Origin of the sequence: Sphingomonas sp. 1185 (assembly GCF_040544655.1) — a bacterium.
GTDB lineage: Bacteria > Pseudomonadota > Alphaproteobacteria > Sphingomonadales > Sphingomonadaceae > Sphingomonas.
In genome coordinates this window covers 105,434-128,611 of sequence record NZ_JBEPKL010000004.1, presented here as the reverse complement: position 1 = coordinate 128,611, position 23,178 = coordinate 105,434, and the positions used below count along the sequence as shown (strand labels likewise).

At 68.7% G+C, this 23,178-nt stretch carries 26 protein-coding genes and 1 tRNA gene; 2 read left to right on the top strand and 25 right to left on the bottom strand.

Annotated features, from left to right (window positions below; genetic code table 11):
- Positions 1 to 56: 56 nt before the first annotated feature.
- Positions 57 to 146: transfer RNA gene (locus ABIC44_RS05190), tRNA-Ser, on the bottom strand.
- Positions 147 to 310: 164 nt separating this feature from the next.
- Between ABIC44_RS05190 and ABIC44_RS05185 the strand changes: the two genes are divergently transcribed.
- Positions 311 to 1,063 (top strand): DUF1134 domain-containing protein, encoded by a 753-nt coding sequence (locus ABIC44_RS05185; protein WP_309692141.1) that lies wholly within the window; start codon positions 311 to 313, stop codon positions 1,061 to 1,063.
- A 111-nt stretch (positions 1,064 to 1,174) separates the two neighbouring features.
- On the opposite strand, the gene ABIC44_RS05180 is transcribed toward ABIC44_RS05185, so the two are convergent.
- Positions 1,175 to 1,576 (bottom strand): hypothetical protein, encoded by a 402-nt coding sequence (locus tag ABIC44_RS05180; protein WP_354294121.1) that lies wholly within the window; start codon positions 1,574 to 1,576, stop codon positions 1,175 to 1,177.
- The gene (locus ABIC44_RS05175) at positions 1,573 to 2,892 is read right to left on the bottom strand and encodes a dihydroorotase (RefSeq protein ID WP_354294120.1); all 1,320 of its coding nucleotides are present in this window, start codon (positions 2,890 to 2,892) and stop codon (positions 1,573 to 1,575) included. Before ABIC44_RS05175 ends, ABIC44_RS05180 begins: the two co-directional genes overlap by 4 nt.
- A 47-nt stretch (positions 2,893 to 2,939) precedes the next feature.
- On the opposite strand from ABIC44_RS05175, the gene ygfZ reads away from it, so the two are divergent.
- On the top strand, positions 2,940 to 3,704 hold the full coding sequence (gene ygfZ / locus ABIC44_RS05170) for a CAF17-like 4Fe-4S cluster assembly/insertion protein YgfZ (protein WP_354294118.1): 765 nt from the start codon (positions 2,940 to 2,942) through the stop codon (positions 3,702 to 3,704).
- A gap of 13 nt (positions 3,705 to 3,717) precedes the next feature.
- On the opposite strand, the gene ABIC44_RS05165 is transcribed toward ygfZ, so the two are convergent.
- The 22 genes from ABIC44_RS05165 to ABIC44_RS05060 form a co-directional block, all read right to left on the bottom strand.
- Positions 3,718 to 4,257, bottom strand: a complete 540-nt coding sequence (locus tag ABIC44_RS05165; protein ID WP_354294117.1) for a PilZ domain-containing protein — start codon at positions 4,255 to 4,257, stop codon at positions 3,718 to 3,720.
- Positions 4,258 to 4,432: 175 nt separating this feature from the next.
- Positions 4,433 to 5,560 (bottom strand): OmpA family protein, encoded by a 1,128-nt coding sequence (locus tag ABIC44_RS05160; RefSeq protein WP_307102452.1) that lies wholly within the window; start codon positions 5,558 to 5,560, stop codon positions 4,433 to 4,435.
- Positions 5,561 to 5,676: 116 nt separating this feature from the next.
- A complete protein-coding gene (locus ABIC44_RS05155; RefSeq protein WP_354294115.1) occupies positions 5,677 to 6,180 on the bottom strand; it encodes a DUF2793 domain-containing protein in 504 nt (167 codons plus the stop codon).
- Positions 6,173 to 8,311 carry a phage tail protein gene (locus tag ABIC44_RS05150; RefSeq protein WP_354294114.1) on the bottom strand — a complete coding sequence of 713 codons (2,139 nt, stop codon included), beginning with the start codon at positions 8,309 to 8,311 and terminating at the stop codon, positions 6,173 to 6,175. The genes ABIC44_RS05155 and ABIC44_RS05150 overlap by 8 nt, the downstream gene beginning before the upstream one ends.
- Positions 8,311 to 8,679 (bottom strand): peptidoglycan endopeptidase, encoded by a 369-nt coding sequence (locus ABIC44_RS05145; protein WP_354294113.1) that lies wholly within the window; start codon positions 8,677 to 8,679, stop codon positions 8,311 to 8,313. Before ABIC44_RS05145 ends, ABIC44_RS05150 begins: the two co-directional genes overlap by 1 nt.
- Positions 8,676 to 9,482, bottom strand: coding sequence for a phage/gene transfer agent baseplate hub protein (locus tag ABIC44_RS05140; protein WP_354294112.1), 807 nt, complete (start codon positions 9,480 to 9,482; stop codon positions 8,676 to 8,678). The genes ABIC44_RS05145 and ABIC44_RS05140 overlap by 4 nt, the downstream gene beginning before the upstream one ends.
- A complete protein-coding gene (locus ABIC44_RS05135) occupies positions 9,479 to 11,752 on the bottom strand; it encodes a phage distal tail protein, Rcc01695 family (protein ID WP_354294110.1) in 2,274 nt (757 codons plus the stop codon). The genes ABIC44_RS05140 and ABIC44_RS05135 overlap by 4 nt, the downstream gene beginning before the upstream one ends.
- A 42-nt stretch (positions 11,753 to 11,794) precedes the next feature.
- A complete protein-coding gene (locus tag ABIC44_RS05130; RefSeq protein WP_354294109.1) occupies positions 11,795 to 12,331 on the bottom strand; it encodes a tail tape measure protein in 537 nt (178 codons plus the stop codon).
- Complete coding sequence (locus tag ABIC44_RS05125) at positions 12,324 to 12,524, bottom strand: phage tail assembly chaperone (RefSeq protein ID WP_354294108.1); 201 nt, start codon at positions 12,522 to 12,524, stop codon at positions 12,324 to 12,326. Before ABIC44_RS05125 ends, ABIC44_RS05130 begins: the two co-directional genes overlap by 8 nt.
- A gap of 246 nt (positions 12,525 to 12,770) precedes the next feature.
- On the bottom strand, positions 12,771 to 14,408 hold the full coding sequence (locus tag ABIC44_RS05120) for an SGNH/GDSL hydrolase family protein (protein WP_354294177.1): 1,638 nt from the start codon (positions 14,406 to 14,408) through the stop codon (positions 12,771 to 12,773).
- Positions 14,409 to 14,410: 2 nt separating this feature from the next.
- Positions 14,411 to 14,908 carry a hypothetical protein gene (locus ABIC44_RS05115; RefSeq protein ID WP_354294107.1) on the bottom strand — a complete coding sequence of 166 codons (498 nt, stop codon included), beginning with the start codon at positions 14,906 to 14,908 and terminating at the stop codon, positions 14,411 to 14,413.
- A gap of 178 nt (positions 14,909 to 15,086) precedes the next feature.
- Complete coding sequence (locus ABIC44_RS05110) at positions 15,087 to 16,874, bottom strand: phage head morphogenesis protein (RefSeq protein WP_354294106.1); 1,788 nt, start codon at positions 16,872 to 16,874, stop codon at positions 15,087 to 15,089.
- Complete coding sequence (locus ABIC44_RS05105) at positions 16,867 to 17,607, bottom strand: DNA-methyltransferase (protein WP_354294104.1); 741 nt, start codon at positions 17,605 to 17,607, stop codon at positions 16,867 to 16,869. Before ABIC44_RS05105 ends, ABIC44_RS05110 begins: the two co-directional genes overlap by 8 nt.
- Positions 17,604 to 17,783, bottom strand: coding sequence for a hypothetical protein (locus ABIC44_RS05100; protein ID WP_354294103.1), 180 nt, complete (start codon positions 17,781 to 17,783; stop codon positions 17,604 to 17,606). The genes ABIC44_RS05105 and ABIC44_RS05100 overlap by 4 nt, the downstream gene beginning before the upstream one ends.
- Positions 17,780 to 18,238 carry a hypothetical protein gene (locus tag ABIC44_RS05095; RefSeq protein ID WP_354294101.1) on the bottom strand — a complete coding sequence of 153 codons (459 nt, stop codon included), beginning with the start codon at positions 18,236 to 18,238 and terminating at the stop codon, positions 17,780 to 17,782. Before ABIC44_RS05095 ends, ABIC44_RS05100 begins: the two co-directional genes overlap by 4 nt.
- Complete coding sequence (locus tag ABIC44_RS05090; RefSeq protein ID WP_354294100.1) at positions 18,235 to 18,579, bottom strand: hypothetical protein; 345 nt, start codon at positions 18,577 to 18,579, stop codon at positions 18,235 to 18,237. Before ABIC44_RS05090 ends, ABIC44_RS05095 begins: the two co-directional genes overlap by 4 nt.
- A complete protein-coding gene (locus ABIC44_RS05085; protein WP_354294098.1) occupies positions 18,576 to 18,755 on the bottom strand; it encodes a conjugal transfer protein TraR in 180 nt (59 codons plus the stop codon). The genes ABIC44_RS05090 and ABIC44_RS05085 overlap by 4 nt, the downstream gene beginning before the upstream one ends.
- Positions 18,755 to 20,320 (bottom strand): DUF935 domain-containing protein, encoded by a 1,566-nt coding sequence (locus tag ABIC44_RS05080; RefSeq protein WP_354294096.1) that lies wholly within the window; start codon positions 20,318 to 20,320, stop codon positions 18,755 to 18,757. The genes ABIC44_RS05085 and ABIC44_RS05080 overlap by 1 nt, the downstream gene beginning before the upstream one ends.
- The gene (locus tag ABIC44_RS05075) at positions 20,320 to 21,915 is read right to left on the bottom strand and encodes a hypothetical protein (protein WP_354294094.1); all 1,596 of its coding nucleotides are present in this window, start codon (positions 21,913 to 21,915) and stop codon (positions 20,320 to 20,322) included. Before ABIC44_RS05075 ends, ABIC44_RS05080 begins: the two co-directional genes overlap by 1 nt.
- Positions 21,912 to 22,487: a phage protein Gp27 family protein gene (locus ABIC44_RS05070; protein WP_354294092.1), complete on the bottom strand. Its 576-nt coding sequence runs from the start codon at positions 22,485 to 22,487 to the stop codon at positions 21,912 to 21,914. The genes ABIC44_RS05075 and ABIC44_RS05070 overlap by 4 nt, the downstream gene beginning before the upstream one ends.
- On the bottom strand, positions 22,487 to 22,795 hold the full coding sequence (locus ABIC44_RS05065) for a hypothetical protein (RefSeq protein ID WP_354294090.1): 309 nt from the start codon (positions 22,793 to 22,795) through the stop codon (positions 22,487 to 22,489). The genes ABIC44_RS05070 and ABIC44_RS05065 overlap by 1 nt, the downstream gene beginning before the upstream one ends.
- A complete protein-coding gene (locus ABIC44_RS05060) occupies positions 22,792 to 23,151 on the bottom strand; it encodes a hypothetical protein (RefSeq protein ID WP_354294088.1) in 360 nt (119 codons plus the stop codon). Before ABIC44_RS05060 ends, ABIC44_RS05065 begins: the two co-directional genes overlap by 4 nt.
- Between the last annotated feature and the right edge of the window lie 27 nt (positions 23,152 to 23,178).

Genomic DNA, 23,178 nt, shown 5'->3' with positions numbered 1-23,178 from the left:
GGTGAAGGACGGTTCGGCCTTACGGCGTTTCGAACATGATCGGGGAGCGCGCAATATGGCGGAGACGGAGGGATTCGAACCCTCGGTACGGTTTCCCGTACGACGCTTTAGCAAAGCGTTGGTTTCAGCCACTCACCCACGTCTCCGGTTGCGGCGAGGTGCGGCTATAGCGGGGCCGGGAGAGGCAATCAACCGGGGTTGGACGGGATTTTGTGGAGAAAATCGACTAGGGGCCTTCAGGTCGTTCATTGCACTGCAAGGCGGCGGCTGGTTAACGTGCCGCATCGGCTTGCCGGGGGAGTTGAAGGTCATGCGTTTCGTCCATCTGGGTCTGTCGGTCCTGTGCGGCCTGTCCGCCGTCGCCGCGACCGCCATGCCCGCCGTCGCCCAGGTCCGGACCATCGATCCGAACCAGGGAATCGACAGCGACCTGGCGACCCAGCCCTCGCGTCCGGCGCAGCGGGATCCCGTGCCGGTCGAGCCGCCGGTCCAGTCCCTGCCCCCCGCCCAGACCACCACTCCGCCCCCGGTCACCACCCCCATTCCCGATTCGCGCGCGACGCAGACGACCCAGGCCTCCGAAACCTTCGAGCGCGACGATCTGATGGCCGCGGGCGAGGATGTGTTCGGCAAGGGCGCCGAGGGCTTGGCGGGGATGATCGAGCGCATCCTGCGCGAGCAGGGCCGCCCCAATGCCTATATCGCGGGGCGCGAGGCGTCGGGCGCGTTCGTCGTCGGGCTTCGCTATGGCTCGGGCGTGATGACGCACAAGGTCGAGGGGCAGATGCCGGTCTATTGGACCGGCCCCTCGCTGGGCTTCGACATTGGCGGCGATGCGAACAAGGTGTTCGTGCTGGTCTACAACCTCTACGACACCGAGGAGCTGTTCCACCGCTTCCCGGCGGCCGAGGGGCGGCTCTATTTCGTCGGCGGGTTCGCCGCGACCTATTTGCGGCGCGGCAATGTCGTGCTGATCCCGGTGCGGCTGGGCGTCGGTTGGCGCGCGGGCGTCAATGTCGGCTATATGAACTTCACGCACAAGGCGCGCTGGTTGCCGTTCTGATCGGGGCTGGGGGATTCCCTTGGCCTTCGACCTCGCTCAGGCTGAACGGACGGAGCGGGTGATTCCCAAACAGCCGTTCAGGCTGAGCGAAATCGAAGCCCATGCCCGCCCCTATCCGCGCAGCAGCAAGCGATAGGGCTCGCTGACCGCGATCACCGGCACGTCCCAGGGATGCGCGGCGAGCAGCCGTTCCGCCAGGCCCGACACATCCGCCTCCGCATCATAGATCGCGGTCAGGATGACGGTGGGCGACCAGCTCGCCTCGCCCACCGTCCCCAGCGTCGGCACCGCGCCCTCGGCCGGGCGAAAGCCTTCATAGCCGAGCGCGAGTTCCACCACCTCGCGATACCGCCCGAAATCGCCCAGCGGCGGCGTCCGCAGGATCGCGAGCAGCGCGGCGGCGGTCGCGTCGCGCTCGACCGCCATCGGATCGCCCGCGATCATCGCCGCCAGCGTGGGGTGCGCGACCGGGCAATAGACCCGGATGTCGCGCACCCGGCGCTCTGCGATCATCCGAAATCGACCGCCTCGAAACGGATCGGCTGGCCGGTCGGAGCCTCGGCCAGCTGGTCTTCCCACATCGCCACCTGGCCGCGCACGATCGTGCCGATCGGCTTGCCGGTCAGCTCCATGCCGGTAAAGGGCGACCAGCCGCACTTGGACTGAAGCCACTTTTCCTCGATCGTCCAGCGCTTCTTGAGGTCGACGATGGTGAAGTCGGCGTCATAGCCCGCCGCGATCCGCCCCTTGCCGACGATGCCGAAGATGCGCTGCGCACCGGCGCTGGTCAGCTCGATCACGCGCTGGAGCGACAGGCGGCCGTTCGCGGCATGGTCGAGCAGCAGCGGCAGCAGCGTCTGCACGCCCGGCATCCCGCTGGGGCTGCCCGGATAGGGCTTGGCCTTTTCCTCCAGCGTGTGCGGCGCATGGTCCGAGCCGATGACGTCGGGCACGCCCTGGTTCAGCCAGTGCCACAGCCCGTCGCGATGCGCGCCCGAACGGATCGGCGGGTTCATCTGCGCCAGCGTGCCGAGCCGCGGATAGGCCTCCTCGCCCGCCAGCGTCAGGTGCTGCGGCGTGACCTCGCAGGTCGCGATGTCCTTGTGCTTGGCGATATATTCCAGCTCGGCGGGCGTGGTGACGTGCAGGATGTGAATACGGCGATTGGCCGCGCGCGCCAGCCGCAGGATGCGATGGGTGGCGAGCAGCGCGCTTTCGTCATCGCGCCAGACCGGGTGCGAGGACGGATCGCCCTCGATCCGCTCGCCCGCACGCGCGTTCATCCGGTCCTCGTCCTCGGCATGGATGGCGACGCGGCGATGGCCCGAGGCGAGCACCTCGGCCAGCCGCGCGTCCTCGGACACCAGCAGGTCGCCGGTCGACGCACCCATGAAGATCTTCACGCCCGCCGTGCCCGGCATCCGCTCCAGCTCGGCCAGGTCGCGCGCATTGTGGTTGGTCGCGCCGACATAGAAGGCATGGTCGCAATACATCGTCTTCGCGCGGGTCAGCTTGTCGGTGATCGCGTCGGCCGAATCGGTGTTCGGCTTGGTATTGGGCATTTCGAAGACGGCGGTCACGCCGCCCATCACCGCCGCGCGGCTTCCGCTCGCCAGGTCTTCCTTGTGCATCAGGCCGGGCTCGCGGAAATGGACCTGGCTGTCGATCACGCCGGGCAGGATGTCGAGCCCGGTGCAGTCGATCACCCGCCCCGCATCGCCCTTCGCCCCGATGGCGACGATCCGGCCGTTCTTCACGCCGACATCGGCACGAACGGGGCCGCCGGGGGTATGAACGGTGCCGCCGGAGAGAAGCAGATCGAAGGTCATGACAAACGGGCCTTTCGCGATTGGTCGCGCCCTCCTACCTTGCCGCCATGAGCGATACCACCCCGACGACGCAGCCCGGCGCCACGCCCGCCACGACCCTGGCCGACCGGCGCCTGATCCGCGTGGCGGGCGAGGATGTGCGCGGTTTCCTGCAAGGTCTGGTGACGCAGGACGTGATCGGCCTGACGCCCGACGGGCCGCGCTGGGCGGGGCTGCTGACCCCGCAGGGCAAGGCGCTGTTCGACTTCCTGCTATGGGCGGACGGCGATGCGGTGCTGATCGATGCGGAGGCCGCGCAGACCGAGGCGCTGGCGCGGCGGCTGTCGATCTATCGCCTGCGCCGGGCGATCACGATCGAGCCCGTGGAGGATCTGGCGGTGCATTGGAGCCGCGACGCCGATGGCCATGCCGAGGACCCGCGCCTGCCCGAATTGGGCAAGCGCTGGCTGGCTCCCGCCGGCGACGCGGCGACCGATTGGGTCGCGCACCGCCTGTCGCTGGGCGTTACCGAGGGCGTGGGCGAGCTGGGGTCGGGCGAGACGCTCTGGCTGGAATGCAATGCGCGCGAGCTGAACGGGGTCAGCTTCACCAAGGGCTGCTATGTCGGGCAGGAGAATACCGCCCGGATGCATCACCGCTCGAAGGTCAACCGGCGGCTGGTGGTGGCGCCCCTGGGCGATGCGGGCGACCGGACGCGGGCGACCTATCCGGAGTTGGGGCTGATGGTCGAGCATCGCCGGGTCGAGACGCTGGGCGATGCGCTGTGCCCCGCCTGGCTGGCGGCGGCGATCGGGGCGGACGAACCGGCCTGATCCCCTTCGCGGATCAGGGGCGCGCGTCGGGCTTTACCGCCAGCGCCTGGGTGATGCGGCCGGTGGGAATGGCGAGCATCTGCGCCACCTGCAGGGCGATGACGATGGCGGCGACCAGCCCGAAGACACAGAGCGCGCCGAATTGCAGGTTGCCGGCCAGCCAGCGGCTTCGGTCCAGGCCATGCGCGGTGTCGATGCGACTGACCGCGCGGCTGCGACTGGTGCGGCGATCGGCTTCGGCGGCGGACTGGACCGGACGCCCTTCCAGGCGCGGTTCGTTGATGAGGGTATCGGCGCTGATCACGTCCTGGGTTCGGATGCCGGTATAGCAATCGCGCCGCCAGATGACGCGGCCGATCACCACCTGGCGCCCCCGGCGGATGTCGACATAGTCACCGGGCACCAGCGGATCGTCGGAGGCGATCATCATGCCGCGCGACGAGATATTGTGGATGCAGGCGTCGCCCCATCCCCGCACCGACTTCATCCGGCACGGAATCATGACCTGCCGACGCGCTTCCCGGCTTCGATGATGTTGTCCTCCGCGCGGCATGGCGGCCTTGCCCCTTCGTGTCCCCAGTCACCTGTTCATATTGGGCAGGGGCGAAGAAAGTATGAATCGCCGAAATCGATTACGGCCCGTGTACAGGCCGCGCGCGCGCGCATGAAAAAAGGAGGCCGGCTTTCGCCGACCTCCCCTTTTGCAATCAGCCTTGGCTGAGCGTGGCTTACTGGCCAGCGCCCGGACCGTAGGTGATTTCCACGCGACGGTTCTGGACCTCGCGGACGCCGTCCGCAGTCTGAACGCGCAGGTGGTCGCGGTCTTCGCCGAACGCTTCGGTCGAGATCGAGCCATCCGGGATCGAACGCGACGTCATGTACGCCTTCACCGCGTCGGCACGACGCTGCGACAGACCCATGTTGTAGCGCGGCGTACCCGAGGTGTCGGTGAAGCCGGCGACCATCACGCGGGCATTGCCGCAGCTCTGGTACTGGGTGATCGCGTTGTCGAGGATCGACGCTGCTTCCGGGGTGACGTCCGACTTGTTCCACTCGAAGAACACGATGAACGGACCCGGCGAGCACACCACGGGCTCCGGAGCCGGAGGCGGGGGCGGCGGGGGGGGAGGCGGCGGGGGCGGCGGGGGCGGCGGCGGGGGCGGCGGAGCTGCCGGTTCGCCGAAGTTGTACGCCACGCCACCCAGGATCGAGTGCGAACGGAAGCGGCCGTCGAACGTGTTGTTCGCAACGTCGACCAGCTTGACGTTCTCGGCGTTGAAGAAGCGATACTTCAGCGTCGCGTCGATATGGTCGGTCAGCGGCGCGCGGATGCCCGCCAGAGCCTGCCACGCGAACACGGTGTCCGAGTCGTTCAGGAAGTCGGCGCGGTTGTTCAGGGCGTAGTTCGCCTTGACGCGCGCGACGCCGACGCCGCCGCCGACGAAGCCCTGGATGCCGTCATCGGCACCGAAGTCCAGCAAGCCGTTCAGCATGAAGCTGAGCGCCGAGGTGGAGCCACCGGCATAGTCATAGTTGCCGGCCGGAACGGTGCCCGTGCCGATGCCGGTGTTGGTCAGCGTGGTCGAGCTGAAGCTGTCGACCGTCGCGCGGCGATAGCCGACTTCGGTTTCCAGACGGAAACCACCGAAGTCGTAACCCATCACGCCGTCAATGTCATAACCATAGTCATGGTCGACGGTGGCGGTGCCGGTACGCGTGCCGGTGATATCATAGTTGATATCTTCGACGATCATCCCGCCGCCTTCGATGCCGACATACCACGACTTGTCGCGGGCGAGGGCAGGCGAAGCGAGGGCGGTGGAGGCAAGTGCCAGAACAATGGCAAGCTTCCGCATCATAGTCCCCTTTCTTGGTTGTCACTACGGACAGCGCAAACTCACTATCGGAGGGTTGGTTTCCACGCAAGCAAACAAAAGCCCCCGACTGTGGCATTAAAAGCACAGATTTTGGGTCATGCCGAGGCGATCAAGCCATGGTTCCGCAGCGCGCGGATCACCGCATCGACCGCCGATCTTGCCTGTGAATCAATGACTTGCCCACCTTCTGTAAGCGCGATGCCACTTTGTTGCGTACCAACAACCTTTTTTCCCTCCACCAGCAACTCGCGCGCCGTCACCCGGCCCGTCCGCCAGCCATCCTCACTCCATTCCGATCGGCAGCCATCGGCCCGACTCCATATCGACAGGCCGGGCCGCGGAATCAGGAACCGCCAGCCCCCGGCGGTCCAGCCCGCCAGATGCCGGGCATGGCCGGTCCAGGCGCCGGTCGGCTGGTCGCCGATCACCCAGGCCTGACCCGGTGTCGCATCGGTGGGCGGCGCGTTCAGCCCGACCGCCTCGACACAGGGTTGCACGACCAGATCGAGCAGGCTCAGCGCCTCGTTATGCGTCACTTCTTTCTGCGCCTGCCCCGCCGACAGCAGCGGCAGCGTCCAGCGCGGCGTTTCCTCACCCATCTCGTCCCTCCCCCAATATCGCGACCAGCGGCAACGATGCCGCCAGCGTCCCCAATTGCCGCACCGCCACCCGCGTCCCGACGGGCGCGCTGCCCGTCCAGACGGGTGCCGAGACATCCTCCTCCCGCTCGCCGATCGTCACGCGGTAGCGCTCGCTCTCCTCCCCCAGCGGCGCGTCGACCCGGTCCGTCCAGCCCCAGCCGATGCGGCTCCGTCGGGTCCAGCCGATCGTGACCCGTCCGTCTTCGCCCCGCCGCCAGCGGAGATGGACCGGCGCGGGCGGGCGGACCGACTGGCCGGTCACCATCGCCGATGCCTGCACCCCCTCGACACCGTCGCCCACGCCATACGCCAGGAAGCGGACCCGAGTGCCCAGCATCGTGACGGGAATGTCGATCGTCCGGACGCTGGCCGCCGCGATCAGGACGAAGGCGTCGCCGGGCCCGGCCTGGCCGACCATCGCCTCGGTCCCGCGCAGGCCGCGTCGCAGCTGGCTGAGCCGCCATTGTCCGTCGCCCAGCGGCTCGGCGCGCGCGAACTGCAACAGCTCGCCGCCGACCCAGGCGAGATTGGCCCCCGCATCGATCGCGGCCGGATCGGCATCCGCCAGATCCTCCGCCAGCGCGACGACGAAGGTCCCGCGCCGGTCGATCAGGCCGATCGCCCCGCCGGGGGAGACCGCCGTCACCCGCCCGATCACGCCGGGCATCGCCGTCAGGCCCAGCGCGGTCCAGCTCGCGCCGTCGTCCAGGCTATAGGCGAGCGAGGCCTGCCGCCATCCGGGACCGCCCGCCGCCACCACCGACAGGCGCGGCGTGCCGAGCGGCTGGTCGTCGAGCGGCGGCGCTTCGAAGGCGATCAGCCGGGTGGCGCCGATGGCCCGGTCCGGCGCGGGCGCGATCCGGCCGGATGCGGCGGGCAGCATCGGCCCGCCCCGGCCCAGCGGCACGCAGGTCAGCCGCACCGCCATATTCTCCCAGGCGGCTTCGATCACCCGCCAGCGCCCCGCCTCTCCCGCGATCGCGACGATGGTGCCCGGCGCGATGGCCAGCGCTTCGGGGCCGAGCGTCACCGTGCGGCGCACCCGCTCGACCGACAGCCGCGCCAGCCGATCCTGCGCCAATGTCCGCGCGGTCGCCGCATCCAGCGCGGCGGCCAGCTCCAGCCGCTCGTCGCGCACTCCGCCGGGGCGACGCGCGCGCTGCTGCCCGATCTGATAGTCGCGGGCGGGATCGTAATGCGCCACCGTCACGCTGGCGGCGATGCTCGCCTCGCTGGCGATGGCGCGCTGGCCGCGCCGCCCATGGCCGTCCGCCGCCACGGCGTCGTCGCGGATGGTGACGGCGGGCGTGGCGGATGCGGACGGCGCGACCAGCCGGATGCCGTCGCCCTCGGCGACCCATTGCCCGCCGCTCATATCGGCCAGCATGTCGAGGACCGCGCGCACGCTGCCCCCGCTTGCGGCGAATCCCGCGACGGTCGCGCCCGCATCGCCGCCGCGCACCTGCCCGCACAATGCCTGCGCGATGGCACGGCAGGACAGCGGCGCCTCGTCCGCCTCGACCTCGAAGGTCAGCTGAGGGATGCGATTGCCGAACTCGGCCAGCGCCAGCCCCTCGAATACCGCATAGGCCAGGCCCCGACAGGCCGAGGCGCGCGCCCCCTCGACCGAGGCGATCAGCGGGTCGACCGGCTGATCCTCGGTGCCGGGATGGAGGCGAAAGCCCGTCGCCACCTTGAAATCGCCCGCCGCCCCGCGCAGCAACCGGCCATCGGCCCAGATACGCCCCACCCGCCGGATCGGCCGCCCCGACAAGGCGACCGCGAAATTGGCGGTATAGCTATAGCTTTCGGTCGCCGGACGCCCCTTGCCCCCGCCGGTCAGCCCGCGCGCCTCGACCAGATCGGTCGCCCAGATCACCGGCCCGGCGACCCGCATCGTGCCGAAGACGGCGGGCATCTGCGTGCCATAGGTCGAGGTCTGGACCGACAGCTCGGTCAGGCGCGGGCCCTGCTGCCGTCGCGGGCCCAGCACCGCATGATCCACGCGGTTGCCGATCAGCGCGCCGATCGCGCCGCCCACCGGCCCCAGCAGCGCCCGCCCCACCGTGCCCAACACCAAGGTCGCCATTATCCCTCCCCCTTCCAACAGCCCAGCACCGGCCAGGGCGGTGCACCCGGCCGCCAGGCGACCCGGCGCAGGCCCGCATCGGCATGGACGATCCCGTCACCGACCCGGATCGCCAGATGGAGCTGCCCCGGCCCGGCACGCAGCAACAGCACCGCGCCCGGCGAATCCGTCGTCCTCTGAAATTGCGCATCGAGCGCCGCCGCCGCCTTCGCCGCGTCGCCGCTGCGCCAGCCATAGCCGGTCGGCGCCGCCCGCCCGGTCGCCGCCGCGACCAGCCCGACACAGTCCAGCCCATGCGCCGGGTCGCGTCCGTGCAGCCGGAACCGCACGCCGATCAGCGCGACCGCTGCCGCCGCCACCGCGCTCATGCGCCGGGATAGCGGGTGAGCAGGTCGATGCCGGGCAGGAACGGCTCGCCCCGGAAATTCAGGACGTTGCCGAACCGCGCGACACAGGTCTCCAGCCGCTTGTCGCACCCCTCGACCAGCTCGACCAGCGGCATACCCTCGACCGAGAAGGCGGGCGTGGCGGCCAGCCACAGACGCCGCCCCTCCGACCGCAACACCACCGCCTCCAGCCCGCTATTGGCGCCGCCGAACCAGATCAGCCGCCCCTGGCCATAGGCATTGGCGACCGGCTCGTCGTGCGCGACGGTCAGCATCGCCTCGCCGTCCCAGTCGGTCACCCGCGCGATGCGCCGCCGCCCCGCCATCGGCACGCGGCACCGCCGATCGCCCAGCGCGGCGCGGCAGTCGGGCGAGGTCTCCGCCGCCACCGGCCGGTCGAGCAGCGCGCCGACGCCGCGCAGTTCGGCGGTGAAGCCCCCCTCACCCAGCTGCACCGCGCCGATCGTCCCCTGGCCCAGCGGCACCGGGTCGCCCGCCCCGCTCCAGTCGACCGCGATCGCCGCCACGCGCGCGCCGTCCCAGCGGCCCGCCAGCAGGTCGCGCTCGCCGATCGCCTCGCTGGTGAGTGCACCCGAGGCGTCCATCAGATCGGGGTCAAGGCCGTCGCCGCGCAGGATCGCGCTGGGCGTCAGGCCGGGCGCGGCGCGGTAGCGCAGACCGTCGATCCACAGGTCATGGTCATGGCCGGTCAGCCCGATCGTCACCCCGTCAGACCGCTCGATCCGCCAGCACAGCACCCAGCCGGTCAGCGTGTCGCCGCTCATGCCTCACGCACCTCGACCAGCGGCACCGACGCCGCCGCCCCGGCGCGAAACCCGGCCAGCGTGACGCTCAGCCGGTCTTCGGCGAAACGGACGGGCACGTCGAAGGCGAAGCTGGCGGTGATCGCCGCGCCCGCCACCGGAGCGGTGTCGAACAACAGCCACCCGCCAGGCTCGACGACGAAGCCCGTCACGCCCCGGCCCGCCATCCTGACCGAGACACTGCCCGCGACCGGCCGGGTGATCCGGCGCGGCTGGTCGCCATAATGGCGGAGCAGCGCGAAGCGGCGGGTGGTGCCGTCGCCGGTGCCGATCGCCTCGTCGGTGGCGCTGCTGTCGAACGGATCGCGCAGCCGGAACCCGCGTGCTGGGCCCAGCCGCGCGCGGAAGAAGGAGAGCAGCGTCGCCATGTCCTCGGCAGAGCGGAGGCCGGGGCCGACATCATAGGTGGTCCGCGCCTCCGCCCAGGCGGCATTGCGCGCCTCGCGCCCGCCCGCGCTCGTCAGGATCGCAGTGGAAAAGCCCGGCGTCACCTCCGCCTCGCGGCCCAGCGCCAGCGGGAACAGCACATCGTCGAAAGCCTGCACGCGATCCTCTCCCCCTTCCCAACAGACGAACCCGTCGCGCATCACCTGCGGCATCGCCCAGACGAAGGTCGCCGCGATTCCCCGCACCCGCGCGACCCCGGCCGCCTCCGCGATCCGGCCCCATTGCGCCCGCTGATCGGCGCGCAGCACGAAGCCCGAGAAATAATGTTGCCGCTCCGGCGGATAGCCCAGCCGCGCCTCGGCCAGCGCGACGCCCTTGCGGGTCGAGGCGGTGTCGCCCGCCGTCACCCAGTCATAATCCTCCAGCTGCAGGATATCGAAGGCCGGGCTCGCCCAGCCGACCGGCATGTTCGCGCGGACGGCCTCGGGCGCGGCCGGGTCGAGCACGGTCGGCAGATAGGTCAGCAAATGGGTGACGCAGCCCGGCGCCGCCGCCTTCGCCGCCGCGCACAGCGCCGCTGTCGATGCCGCGAGGCACGCCCCCGCCCGGTCGAGCGTATCGCGCTGCGCCTGGCTCCGCGCCTCCGCCATGCTCGCCATCGGCACCGGTGCGAAGGCCGCCACCGCCGCCGCGTCGTACAGGCACGGCGCGCCGTCGGCGGGGCGCACCCACCACCAGGGCTCGCCCACCTGGAATTTCGGGGGCAGCCCCGCCGCCTGCCCGATCGCCAGGAACGCGCGCGCCACCGCCTGGAGATATGCCATCGCCCCGCCATGCGCCGGGCTGAGCAGCGTGGAGGGGGGCGACCAGCCGGTCAGCGCCGGCGCGCCATCGGCCGAACGCTGCTTCCAGTCGCCCCAGCAATGCGCGTCGAACAGCTCATAGGACAGCGACCAGATCGGGTCATAGCCCAGTGCGCTGGCCTCGACCGCGAACCCGCGATGCCAGGCGGCGCAGGGCGCGTTGAGCACGCCGCCCGCCAGGCTGGCGTACAGCCCGTCGCCGCTGCGTTCGAGCCGGAAATAATGGCTCATGCCGACATAATGGACGAGGTCGCCGCGATAGCCGAGGTGCAGCATGTTGCGCAGCAAACGCTGCGGCGTCAGGTGATAGCTGTCGTCATAGCCGCTGGCGATGCGGAACCCCTGTTCGGGCAGCACCGCCGCGCCGACCCCGATCACCGCGCCCGGCCCGTCGCAGGCGATGCCGGTCAGCTCGACCCACCCCTCCTGCGGCCGCGCCAAAAAGGCCGCCCCGGCATCGTAATCGGGCGCGACCAGCGAGACGAACATGCGGTCGACATCGCCCGCCCAGACGGGATCGCGCTCTTCGGGAAATCTGAATCCGCCCGCCAGGTTCGCGAAGTCGATCGCGACCTCCGCATCCTCCGCCGTGCCGGTCGCATAATTCCACAGCCGGACATACCAAGCGCGGGCCTTGCCGCTTGCGTCGCGCCCCTCGATGGTCAGCGTCGGCCCATGTCGCGCGTCGAGCGGCTTGATCCCGCCCGAGCGCCAGCGGAACCGCAACCGGCAATCGCGATAGTCGCGCACCGTGTCATAGCGAAGCAGCGGATGGTCGTGCCGGTCGGCCGACTCCCAGATCAGCCCCGCCAGATCGTCGGTGCGATAGAAGACCGTGTCGACGCGCAGGCTGTCCGCCCCGCTCGCGACCACCGCCGCCATCATCGGGCGCGGGAAGTCAACGGTCCAGTAACGGGGATCGAAGCGTGACAGATGATCGCTTCGCTGATCCCGCCGCTGCTCATGCAGACACCATTGCACCGGTTTTCCCCTCCCCTTGTCCCTTGGGCCGTCGCGGGCGCCTCAATCCTCTGCCAGCGCCGCGCGAACCGCACGCGCCACCTGGCGGCCGGAGCGTTGCAGCACCCCCGCCGCCTCGCCCGCCCCGGCGTTGATCGTGATCGCCACCCGCACGTCGCGCGGCGACGCACCGGGGCGCAACGGCTCCACCCGGCCGCTGCTGGTCGGCACGAAGACCTCCGGCCCCCGCTCGCCGACCAGATAGGGGCGGTCGGGCGATACCGGCCCGCCGGTCGCCCGCCCCGGCAGGCCCGACGCCAGTCCGCCCAGCAGACCCAGCAGGCCGCCGTCACCGACCGCCCCCACCCCCTGTCGCAACGCCGCGCGGGCGATCTGGTCGAGCGCGGACAGCGCGGTCGCCTTCAGCTCCTCGAAACCGAACCGGCCGGTCCGCGCCGCCCGGAGCAGCGCCCCCTCGACGCTACGCGCGCCCAGCTCAGCGGCATCGCCCAGCCCATGCGACAGATCGGCGCGCATCGCGGCCATGTCCGCAGTGAAGCCACGCATATCGATGCGCGGCGCGAAATCCTGCTCATCCATCCGGATACATCTCCCGCAACCGGGCGAGCGTGGCGCGCGACGGCGGATCGCCCCCGCCCTGCCCCGCCCCCGTCAAGGCCCCGACCACCGCGTGAAGCTCGGTCGGGGTGGCGCGCCAGAAGCGGTCGGGCGACCAGCCCAGCACCGCGCCCGCCATCCCCGCCAGCCGCGCCGCATCGTCGGCAAAGCTCATCGCCTGTAGGGGATCATGAACTGTCACATCGTGACATGGTGGGATTGGACGGGCCATTGTGGGCTATTCTGGGATGGGAATGGCTGAAAACAGCGCTTTCGTGGGGTGATCGGGCGAAGTGTCACGCTTGTGACAGTTTGAGGGCCTGAAACGGCGTTGAAACCTGGGTTCTACCCTTATGCAGACCACCATGTGACAGTTTCGACCGGCGGCGGACCCACCGCCACCCGGTCAGATTTACGCATATCAGCTCCCCCCACGCCGCCGAATGCCGACCTGTCGAATAACGATCGTCGCGCTACCCGCCGCGAACGCCGATGCCCGGACGGTGGCAATGACGTAGGGGTATGGTCCGGTCGGACTGAGGACCGTGATCGGTCGCGTCCGAAGGGTCATGATTGCCGTGTCATTGACGCCCGCGTCGCTCGACGCGCTCGGACCGGACATATCGAACGAGCTGAAATTCGTCCCGCCCGATCCGGCCGTCGCCCCGCCCAATTCCAAGCTGATCCCCGACAGCGCATTCGATGCGCCCGTGATTTCGACCAGTGCGAACCCCTCGATCTCGTCGCCCGCCTGGAGGTTGCTATTGTACGCGCCGCCAACCGTCCCGCTAAGCGCTTGCGAGATGGTGAAGCTGCCCACGCCGCCGAAGGTGATGCTGGCCTGGAGGCCGTTGCCGATACCGTCGGCATTCGTCACGCTGGTCAGCGCAGCAAAGCCCCCGCCAGCTGACATGCTGGCCGACCAGTTCGCCGGGACGGTTCCGCTTAGCGGCGTGACGGCAACCGTGATGCCGCTGGCCGTCGCCGTGGCTTGCTGACTCATCGTGTAGGCACCTGCGCCGCCGCCGCTGGGCTGGCCGGTGATGGTCGTTCCCGCCGGGATGCCAGCCCCGGTGACGGTCGCCCCCAGCGGCAACGTGCTGGACGACGTGACATTCAGGCTGTTGGTCGAATTGGTGCTGGCCGTCGCGTTCCAGCTCGACAGCGTCCCCCCGGTATTGGTGGCAAAGATCGGGTTGGCGAGTAGCTGGCGACGACCATTGGCCGGGACCTCGGCGACGCTGCGGATCAGGGGGAAGCGTGGGGCCGCCAAACGGTCGAGCAAGGCCGCCAGGCTCCTGCCATGCCAATAAGCGCCACGCCCGTTCAGGTGGATGCCGTCGTATGAATATCCCGACTTGAACGTGGGGGTGGCCGCCCCAGGGTTCATGACGACCGGATAGGCGTCATGCTCGTACACGCCGGGCGTCCGCTCGGCATATTCGGTAATCATCTGACGAAGGCTGTAGAGCGCCGCCAGCTTCTCGGTCGTGGTCAGCGTCGAGCCGCCCACTTCATTTTCCAAGATAACAATCATCCCGGCCGCGCGCGCAGTATCGCAAATATAACGGAGGTCGCGCATCGCGACCGCCGCCACATTGTCGATCGTCACCGGCTCGCCCGTGACCGCGTGTGTGTACGTGAAGGCCGGAGGGCCGCTGGCGACCGCACCGATATTGTTGATGCCGCCCCAGACATGAAGAATGCCCGCATTGGTCGCGATCGCGGCGGGTAATCGCGCCAGCATCTGGTCGGTTCGGTCGCCACTGACCCCGAAGGTCGCGCCGATCGTGAAGCGCTGGCCCAGAAGCGCGTTGGCCCAGTTCAACGGCGACCGGGTGCCCCGGTTGCGCAACGACGGGTCGAGATAGTTGGCGGCCTCGCGGCTATCGCCCAGGCCCGTGACGACATTGGGCTTGCGACCGATCGCCAGTTGATAGGCACGCTGGGCGATCGTGCGGGCGTTGATGGAGGTAGCGTCGGTCTGCGCGGTTGCGGCCGACGACAGGGACATGGCGACGAGCGCGAACAGCGCACACAGCAGCTTCAGGAAGCGCATGGTCACGACACCCGATAGGTGATGCCCGCGAAGGGCAGATAGAGCCAGAGCGTCGCGCCCTTCTCCGTCTCGACCCAGGGCTGGTCGACGCCCTGCCCCGACCACACGCCGACCGTGACGCCGCCGGGCGTCAGCGGCAAGGTCGTCGCGCCGTTATCGGTCGAGCGCAAAAGCTGCGCGTTGCCGCCCGCCCAGCTCGACGCGGACAGCGCCACCGTGACCACCCGGCCCAGCTGCGGGCGGAACGGCCCGACCAGCCCAGGCCCGGTCGACACCCCGGTCAGCGCGGGCGTCGAGGCCGGGGCCATGTCCGCCGCGCGCGTCGGCAAAGGGGTATCCTCGGTGACGGGCTTGGCGGTTTCCCCCGGCCGCCCGAATGCGAGGGCGGATTGCGGAACGAAGGAGCCGGGGGACGCGACCTGTTTGGACTGCGCCGCCAACGGCCCCGGCATCAACAGCAACGCAAGGCCGATCGCGGCCATGCGGTATTTAAGAGACATACGGACCTCCAGTTTGAGGTCCGGGACGATGGGGTGGATTTCCCCGCTTGTCGGGATGCGCTGGCGCACCTAAATTGATGGTGCGTTGCGCGTGACACGGTGAAACTGGCGGCCGTAGGACCGGAGCAATCCGGGATCGCTTGTGGGGGACAGCCAGACCCCACCGCGCAATGCTTCCCTACCATATCGGCAAATCCAGGATCGTGGCCAGTTCCTCGGCCTGCAACACGCGCAGGGCGATAATCTGGAGCAGGCTGGTCTGCGGGCGCAGGCGAAGCATCATGGTCCGGTCACCGACCTTGCGGATCAGCACCGCATCCTGCCCGTCGCGCCGGATTTCGTCGGGCTCTTGGTTGAAGGACGCCAGATCGCCGATGTCCCCGATGATCGCGGGCAGATTGTCGCGCGCGATGCGGGCGATCCCGGACGGTGCCCCCAGCAAGCGGCGCAGATCGTCCGCCAGCGCCAGGGCGGGCGCTTCGCCCATCCGCTCCACCACCGCCGCAAAGCGATCCGATGCCACAAAGGCCTCCAGCGCGGCTTGCGTGGCTGGCAGATCGGCCTTGGCGGCTTCCATCAGCGCCTGGATCGCGGTCCGCCCGTCCTTGCGGGTCGCTTCCGGCCCCAGGCGGTCCAGCGCGGCGGTCGCGGCGATGCCAGGACCCGACATATCCCGCTTCTCGGACACGGTGGCCGCGCCGCCGATCCGCTTGCCCGCCGCGATCTCGCGCGCCAGATTCCTCGCCTCGCCGACGCGGAAGCTCTGGAGGAACATGGCATCACCCGACGCGGTGACCTTCACCACCGCGCGCAGATAGCGATCGTCGACCTTCCACAGCACGATATGCTGATCGCGATCCTGCATGATGTGATCGGGCGCGGCACCGATGCCGGGCAATTTGCGATAATCGCCGACCGTCAGATCGGTATGCCCCTTGCTGCGGTCCGTCAGGCCGAGCTGCTTGGCATAGCTGTCGCTCGACAGCACCACGACATGGTTCTTCGCGCCCAGCGCATTCCGCGCCTCGTCGCCCAGGACCATGATCGGAAAGACGCCGTTCGGCTCGGCCAGCGTTTCCAGGAACGCGTCCGACTTGACCAGATCGGTCAGCGTGTCTCGCGCCGCCTTGATGTCGAGCGGGGCCATCGCCTCCAGCGAGCGGGTCGCCTTCTCGGCCACCGCCTGCATCCCGAACGCGCCGGGGTTGTAGGCGAAGCCGGGCCCGACGCCGACCGGCACGGCCTCGGGCTTGTCGGCCCCCTTGCGCCAGAAGGTCCGCAAGCGACCGCCGACCTGCCCGTCCGCCGTCATCCATCCGATGCGCTCCAGCTCTGCGTCGGTGGTCACGCGGTAGCCAAGCCGGTCGAGGTCGGCCTGTGACAGCTGGCGCACCGAACAGCGGCAACCCCAGTCGTTCGGCGGATAGAAGACGGCCCAGGCCGGATGATCGACGGGCAGGATGATGCGGAACGGGAAAGCCGGGTCATTGCCGCCCCAGCGCCGATGGAGCGGCCGGGTCCGGTCGTCGCCGATCGACACGTACATCAGGTACGGCCGAACGTCCTTCATCTCCTGGATACGCTTCCACCGCCCGGCCGCGCGGCTGACCCGCAAATTGGTGTCGTAGATGGTGCGCAGGCGTCGACCGCCGACGAAAACCGGGTCGGCGGTGCCGGTGACCGCCTCGTCCTCCACCATGCCCCACCACCCGGCTTTCTTCAGCTCGGGGATCAGGCCCGCCTGCCATTGCTCCAGCGTGCCGCCGTCGCGCATGACCTTGTCCAGCGACTGGCGGATGGTCGCCAGCAGGTCGAGATTGGCGACCTTGGCAACGGTGAAGGCGCGAGCATGATCGGCCTGCCACATCTCGGTCCAGTGGACGGTCGGGCGGAGCGTGTCGCGCGCATCGAAGGCCGCGACGGTGTCATCGGCGGGCAGGTTGATGGCGGCGCGAAGGTCAAGCACTGGCGGCCTGCTTCACATCATAGAACTGCGCAATGCGGTCGCACGCGATCTTGAAATAGTCTGGGTTCACCTCGCAACCGATGAACTTTCGCCCCGTCTGCAATGCGGCGAGGCCGGTAGAACCGGAGCCCATGAACGGGTCGGCAATCGTCTCGCCACAAATCGCGAGCATATCAGCCAGCATTGCAACGGGTTTGCCCGCGACGTGATGCTTGCGTTCGGAGTTGACGGCGCGGCGAAAGACGCCGGGTGCGCAAGGCCCCGTATCGGCCATGGGCCCGTTGCTTCCCCAGACGAAATATTCTGCCTGGTTGCGGTAGCGTCCACGCTGGGGGCGTGCGCCTTCCGTCTTGTCCCACACCGCCAGACCGCGCCACACCCAGCCGCCCGCCTGGATCGCATCGGCAGTCGTCGGCAGCTGCCGCCAGTCGGTGAACGCCCCAAGGATCGCACCTGGGCGAGAGATTTCCCGCGCCAAGCCAGTCCAGATGGCCGACCAATAGGCATAGCCACGCTGGTCGCGGTTATCGCCGCTGAACTCGGGGTAAAGGTGACGGGTGTCCGAACCTTGATATTTGACCGTCGTGCGGGCCGCGCGGTCCCCTCGGTACAGTCCGCCGGAGCTGTAAGGCGGGTCGGTGAAAACCCCGTCAACTGCCGGGAGCCTGGGCAGCACCGACAGGCAATCGCCCAGATACAGAGTCGCGTCGCCAATGGTTTCGACACGGATCAAGCAAGCACCTCATAAAATTCGATGTCGTGGGGGTGGCCGGTCAGCGACCAGCGGCATCCGGTCCGGCCATCGGCGGGCCAGCCGCCGTTGACGCCGAAGCGGTCACCGTTGCGCAGCGTGCCGGTGACACGTTTGGCCGTAGCCTCTCGCGGACAATGGCCGGGGTTGCGCTTCACAACAGCCCCTCGGCCTGGGCTTCGCGATATTCGTCGCGTGCGTCGGCCATGCGGTTCTGGAACCACGTCCAGGCATAGTCGGGGCCCATGTCGCCGGTCGCCAGGACGTAGAAACGAAGCGCGATCATGCTCGACCGCTTCAGCTTGCCGGGCACCGAATCGCGGTCGAGAAAGCGCCGCGCCTTGTCGAGCTGCGCCTCCATCTGCGCGGCCTGGTCGTCCCAGCGCTGGCGGACGGCGGCGCGGCGATCCCAGCCGAGCAGCCAGTAACGGACCATGTTGCGTGGGCATTCGGGCGGCGGCCGATCGCGGCTCGGTTTGACCCAGTCCAGCGGGCGCACCAGTTCGGACGGATAGGTATCGTCCAGATCGTTGATCCCACGCCGCACCCAGGCGGCGGCGATCTCGTCCCGGTCCGGCGAGCGCGGACGACGCGGCGGATTGCGACGCTTCACGGCCGCACCGTGTCGAGCAGGTCCCGGCCTGCCTGGGACAAGCGGAGGAAAGGCATGGCCTCGCTGTTGAGCGACCATGTCTTCAGGCCCATTTGCTCGACCAGCGCAGGCCGATCGCGCCCGCGTTGCAACAGGGTTGCAATGCTGCGCCAGCGCACCCCCCTGTGCAGCACGTCGGCGACATGGCGCGGCCATTCGGGATGCACCGCAAGCATCGCGCGTCGCTGGGCGGCGGACAGTCCGGCCCAGCGCGCATGACGCTTGGCGTTGCAGGCCTCGCAGGGGCAGCGATCCTTGGGCGGAATATGCGGGAGACTGTCCCGGTCCCAACGCGCGGTCATGGTCTGCGCCCGTCGCGGCAAGGTGCGCAGCGGCCACCGACCAGCCGGGGCCAGTCCCGCCCGCACGTCCGACACTCGCCCTCGACGCCGACTGCGATCGGCTGGCGCGCAAAGTCGATCAGCCGCGACAGCTCGCGCGATGCCACCTCGACCGACAGGTCCATTTCGTCCGCCATCAGTGCGGCTCCGATCCGGTCAGCGCCTGGACCTGCGCGGCGAAGGATGCGCGGGCGACACGTTCGGCCAGGCGCTCGGCCGCGTCATCGGCGGCGGCGGCCTCCAGCATGGCGATCGCGTCCGCGACCGATCCGGCAGAGCGCAGGCGATCGACCAGCGGCGCGATCATCGCGGCGGCGGAGGCGGTCCATCCCTCGTCCGCCATCGCGGCGTCCACCGCCGCGTCGATGTCGTCGCGATCGGCGCGCGGCGCAGGCTCGGCCAGCGCGATCGCCGGGTCGGTGGGCGCATCCGCAACCGGCGGGGCATCGTCATTGGCGGCGGGCGGCGTCTTGGCCTGCCCGGCGGGCAGATCGGCAGGCAGTGCCTTGCGCTCGTACCCGTCACCATAGCGGTCCTTGAACGACTCCTCGGTCCGCACCCAGCCCAGCTCGGCCAGCGCCTTGTCCGTCTCAGCCGCCGTCTTGAGGTCGTCTTCCTTTTCGACGATGCGCACGACCATGGGGCTGGCGACATCGGCCCCGTAATTCAGGTCGGTCCACCACCGCGCCGGGCCGGAATTGAAGGTGTCGGCGAGCAGGTCGGCGTCGGCCTTCACCACCTCCAGCTTGACGTCGGCATGGACCTGCCCCTGCGCCTTGGACGACCCGTTGTCCGTGGTCATCGTCTGGGACAGGATGATCTTGGCGATGCAGCCATCCATGTACCGGCAGACGGCGGCGAAATCGGCCCCCGACTGGGCGAGCGTCAGCAGCTCGACATCCATGCCCGCTGGGATCGCGAAGCCGCTGTCGTTGGCGATCGCCTGGATCGCCATCAGCAGCTTGTCGATGTCCTTCTGCGTGGATCCACGCGGATAGGTGCCCTTGGCGGTCGGCACCGAGAATTTGTCGAGGAAGATATTCCAGAAGCGGACGCCGTTCCGCTTGAACTGGACGGGCCAGTACAGCCACTCGGCCAGGCCCTCGCCATAAACCTGGTCGTCGTCGGTGCCACCGGCGCGGACTACCCAGAATTTGCGGTCAGGCAGCAATTCGCCCTGCGGCGCGGCGCGGGTGAGCAGGCGCAGCCGGTCGTCCTTGTCGAAGCGGAACCGGCGGGCGTGGCGGACATGGATGGGACGGCATTTCGCGCCCGGCACCCAGTCCAGCAGGCCGTCCAGCGAACCCCAGTTCAGTTCGCCAACCGAAATGCCGTAAAAGCTGGCCCACAGCATCTTTTCGGTGACGAGGTCCCAGCCGATCCGCTCCAGCGTCTCGGTCAGCGCCTCGGCCGCCTCGACCGAGCGCGGGTCGTTTTCATTGCCGGGCAGCACGTCCCATTCGCGGCTGACCACCGCGCGGATGCGCTGTTCCATGCAGGACTTGACCTGATCGTCCTTGCGGATGCGCTCGTACACGCCCCAGTCGACCGCGCCCCACAGCTTGCGGTCGAGCGGCTGTTGCAGCTCCTGGACGAAGGGCCGCGTGATGTCGCGGCCATCGCCGGTCGAGGCGATTTCGTTCGTCAGCTCGGCCGGAAGGGCGGCGACCTTGCCGCCGCCCCGCTTGTTCTTTTTCGCCATCACCAATCCCCCGCGCGGCCGAAGTCATCGCGCCGCCGGACCGTGCCGAAGCCGGTGTCCGTGTGTTCGTAATCGCCGCCCATCGATCGCGGCTGTTCGGCGGCATGGGTGTCGACCGGCTGGACATCCTCGTCCGCCGCGCCGACGAAGTTCATGAGCGCGATCGAATAGTCGCCATGCCGCTTGCCCTTTTCACCGTCCGCCTTGCTGGCGACACGGTCGACAATTTTCGGAACGCCCCGCACCATCTTGATCTGTCGCAGGTCATCCTTGACGCCATCGTCGCGCGGAATGAGCATGGTCCGATCCTCGAACCGGGCTTTCATGCGGGGCATCCGGGCGAGGTAGGTCGCCTCGGTCGCCATCACCGACTCGATGCGGTCCGCGCCGTACTTCTCCTGCATGTCCTCGGCGAGTTGCTGACCGTTGCCGCGACCGTCCATCTTGCCCGCCGCCCAAAGCGGCAGGGCGTCACAGAGCCAGCACAGGATCTTGAATTGCGCCCAGAAGGGCACATTGCGCATTTCCAGGCCGAGCCGGTTGTGCAGGACGCAGGCGGCATCCTCCTGTCCGGCCGCGATCACTGACAAGTCGTTGCTGCGCGCGAAATCCTGACCGAAAAAGGAAGGGCGATGCGGGTCGAACAGTGCGACGACCGGCACCAGCTCGCGCTCGATCCAATCGTCCAGCCATTTCTCACGCCAGACGCGGACCGCCTCGCGCAGCTCGTTGCCGATCGGCGTCGTTGCGCTGTCGCCCGCGACCAGCAAGCCGCCCGCCGTGTCCCATTCCTTACCCAGGGTCAGGCGGACGACACGATGGTCGGGCGACATACAGGCGTCGATCGTGGCGGCGGGCAGGTAGATGCCCGATCCCTTGGCCGGGATCACGTCCAATTCCTCGTCGGCACCGTCCGCATAGAATTTGCGCAGATCGGCTTCCCAGCCTGCCTCGCCCTCGGGTGTCCATTCCACCCCGGTCCGCTGGCAGATGCGCTTGTAAAGGCCCTCGGCCATCGCGCGGGCCAGCGTCACTTTTTGAATGACGCCGCCCCGCTTGCCGCTGCGGATACGCTCGATAAGCTCCGCAAAAGGATTGTCCGCGCCGTCATGGGTGGAGATGACGACAACTTTGCCGCCCCACATGGTCAGCGCCATGGCGGCCTTGATGACGCCGTCCAGATCGTCGTGGAAGGCGGCTTCGTCGATGATGACGCTGCCCTGCATACCGCGCAGGCTGCGCGGCTTGGACGACAGGGCGACGATCGACTTGCCCGATGGAAAGTCGACGCGCAGCGCCAGGATGCCGCGTTCCGAACCGTCGTCGAACAGGAACTCGTCTGACTGGGTTGCAGCCTCGTTGAACGCCTTCGCAAAATCGGCGCAATAGCCGATAAACTCGCGCGTCATGTCCTTGTTGTACGCAAGGTAAAAGACGTTCTGGGGCCGCTCGGCCGGGGACGCGATCAACACCGCATCGGACGCGAAGCCGTAGGTCAGGCCGGTGCGACGGGACTTCTCCGACACAAACAGCTTTGTCGTGCGGCTAAGCTCGATCGCCTCAATCTGATAGGGCAGCAGGACTGCGGTCGTCACGCCGCGAACCCAAGGATACGGGTCCGGATCGCCGCCAGGGTCGCCTCGCTGGCGCCAGCCGCACGGCCTGCGGTGGTTGCATCGGCGGCGGCCTTCTCACGGGTGCGGCGCGCCTCTTCCTCGCGGATTTTCGCCTCGCGCTCGATGTCGATCTTGGACGAGCTGGTCACGTCCTTGACCGCCTTCGCCAGCCGCGACAGCGCCAGCGTGTCGGGCGCGCCGCCGCCTTCCTCGTCGTCGCCGCCCGCCGCGTCATCCTCGGCGCTGGCGATCGGGATCAGCGCGCGGGTCACGACGCTGGTCATGAGCTGGTTCATCATCCGGACCTGATTGTCGTCGGACGATCCAAATTCTTTGCCGAAGGCCTGGGCGATGCTCTGGACGCGACGCTGTTGCTTCGCCAGCTCGTTGAAGCCCTGGGCATAGCGACCCACGGCCGAGCGCGACCGCTCGCTGCCCAGATCGCGCAGCAGCGCGCAGATGTCGTCCAGCGTCTGGCCGCGCCCGATCGCGTCGTGCACCGCGTCCAGGACGGCAGGCGGCAGGCTTTTGAGGGAGGACTTTCCAGCCATCAGCGTGCCGTGCCGACCTTGCGCCGCACCGCATGGCGGTGGACGCCGTCATAGAAGAAATGGCCGTTCGCCACGTCCTCGCCATCGGGCAGGATTTGGGCGAGCAGGAAGGGCTCGACCTCTTCGACCGAAATCAGCCCGGCCGCCGCCAGCCAGCGCATTTGTTCGACGACCGTCCGGCGCGCGACCGGATGGCCGCGCTGTTTCAGCAGCAGGGTCAGCGTGTCGTCGGATTGCTCCCCGCCGATCTCATTCATGAAATCGAGGATGGCGCGGCGGATGACCTGGTTCATGGCGTCGACACTCACCGCTTGACCCCTTCGGTCAGGAGCGCGCGGAGATATTCGTTCTGGGTGTCGAGCTGGTCGCCGACGCCTTCGACGCCGCGCTCGACCTTGCCCAGCCGCTCGGACACCTGGGCGAGCCGGTCATTGAGGGTGTTGCGCGTGGGCGGTGCGGCGCATTCCTTTTCCAGGATCAGGATGCGGGTTTCATGACCCGCCAATTCCTTGTCCTGGACAGCGTTCTGACGGGCGACTTCGGTCGCCAGCGCGGTCAGTTCGGTCTTGAGCGCGAATTGATTGCGCAGCCAGAGTACGGCGAGGCCGATCAGTATTGGCGTCAGAGTCGACGCGATGGGCCAGATGACCCGAACATATTCCATCCACATAGCGTGTCGGGTCCCCGTTGA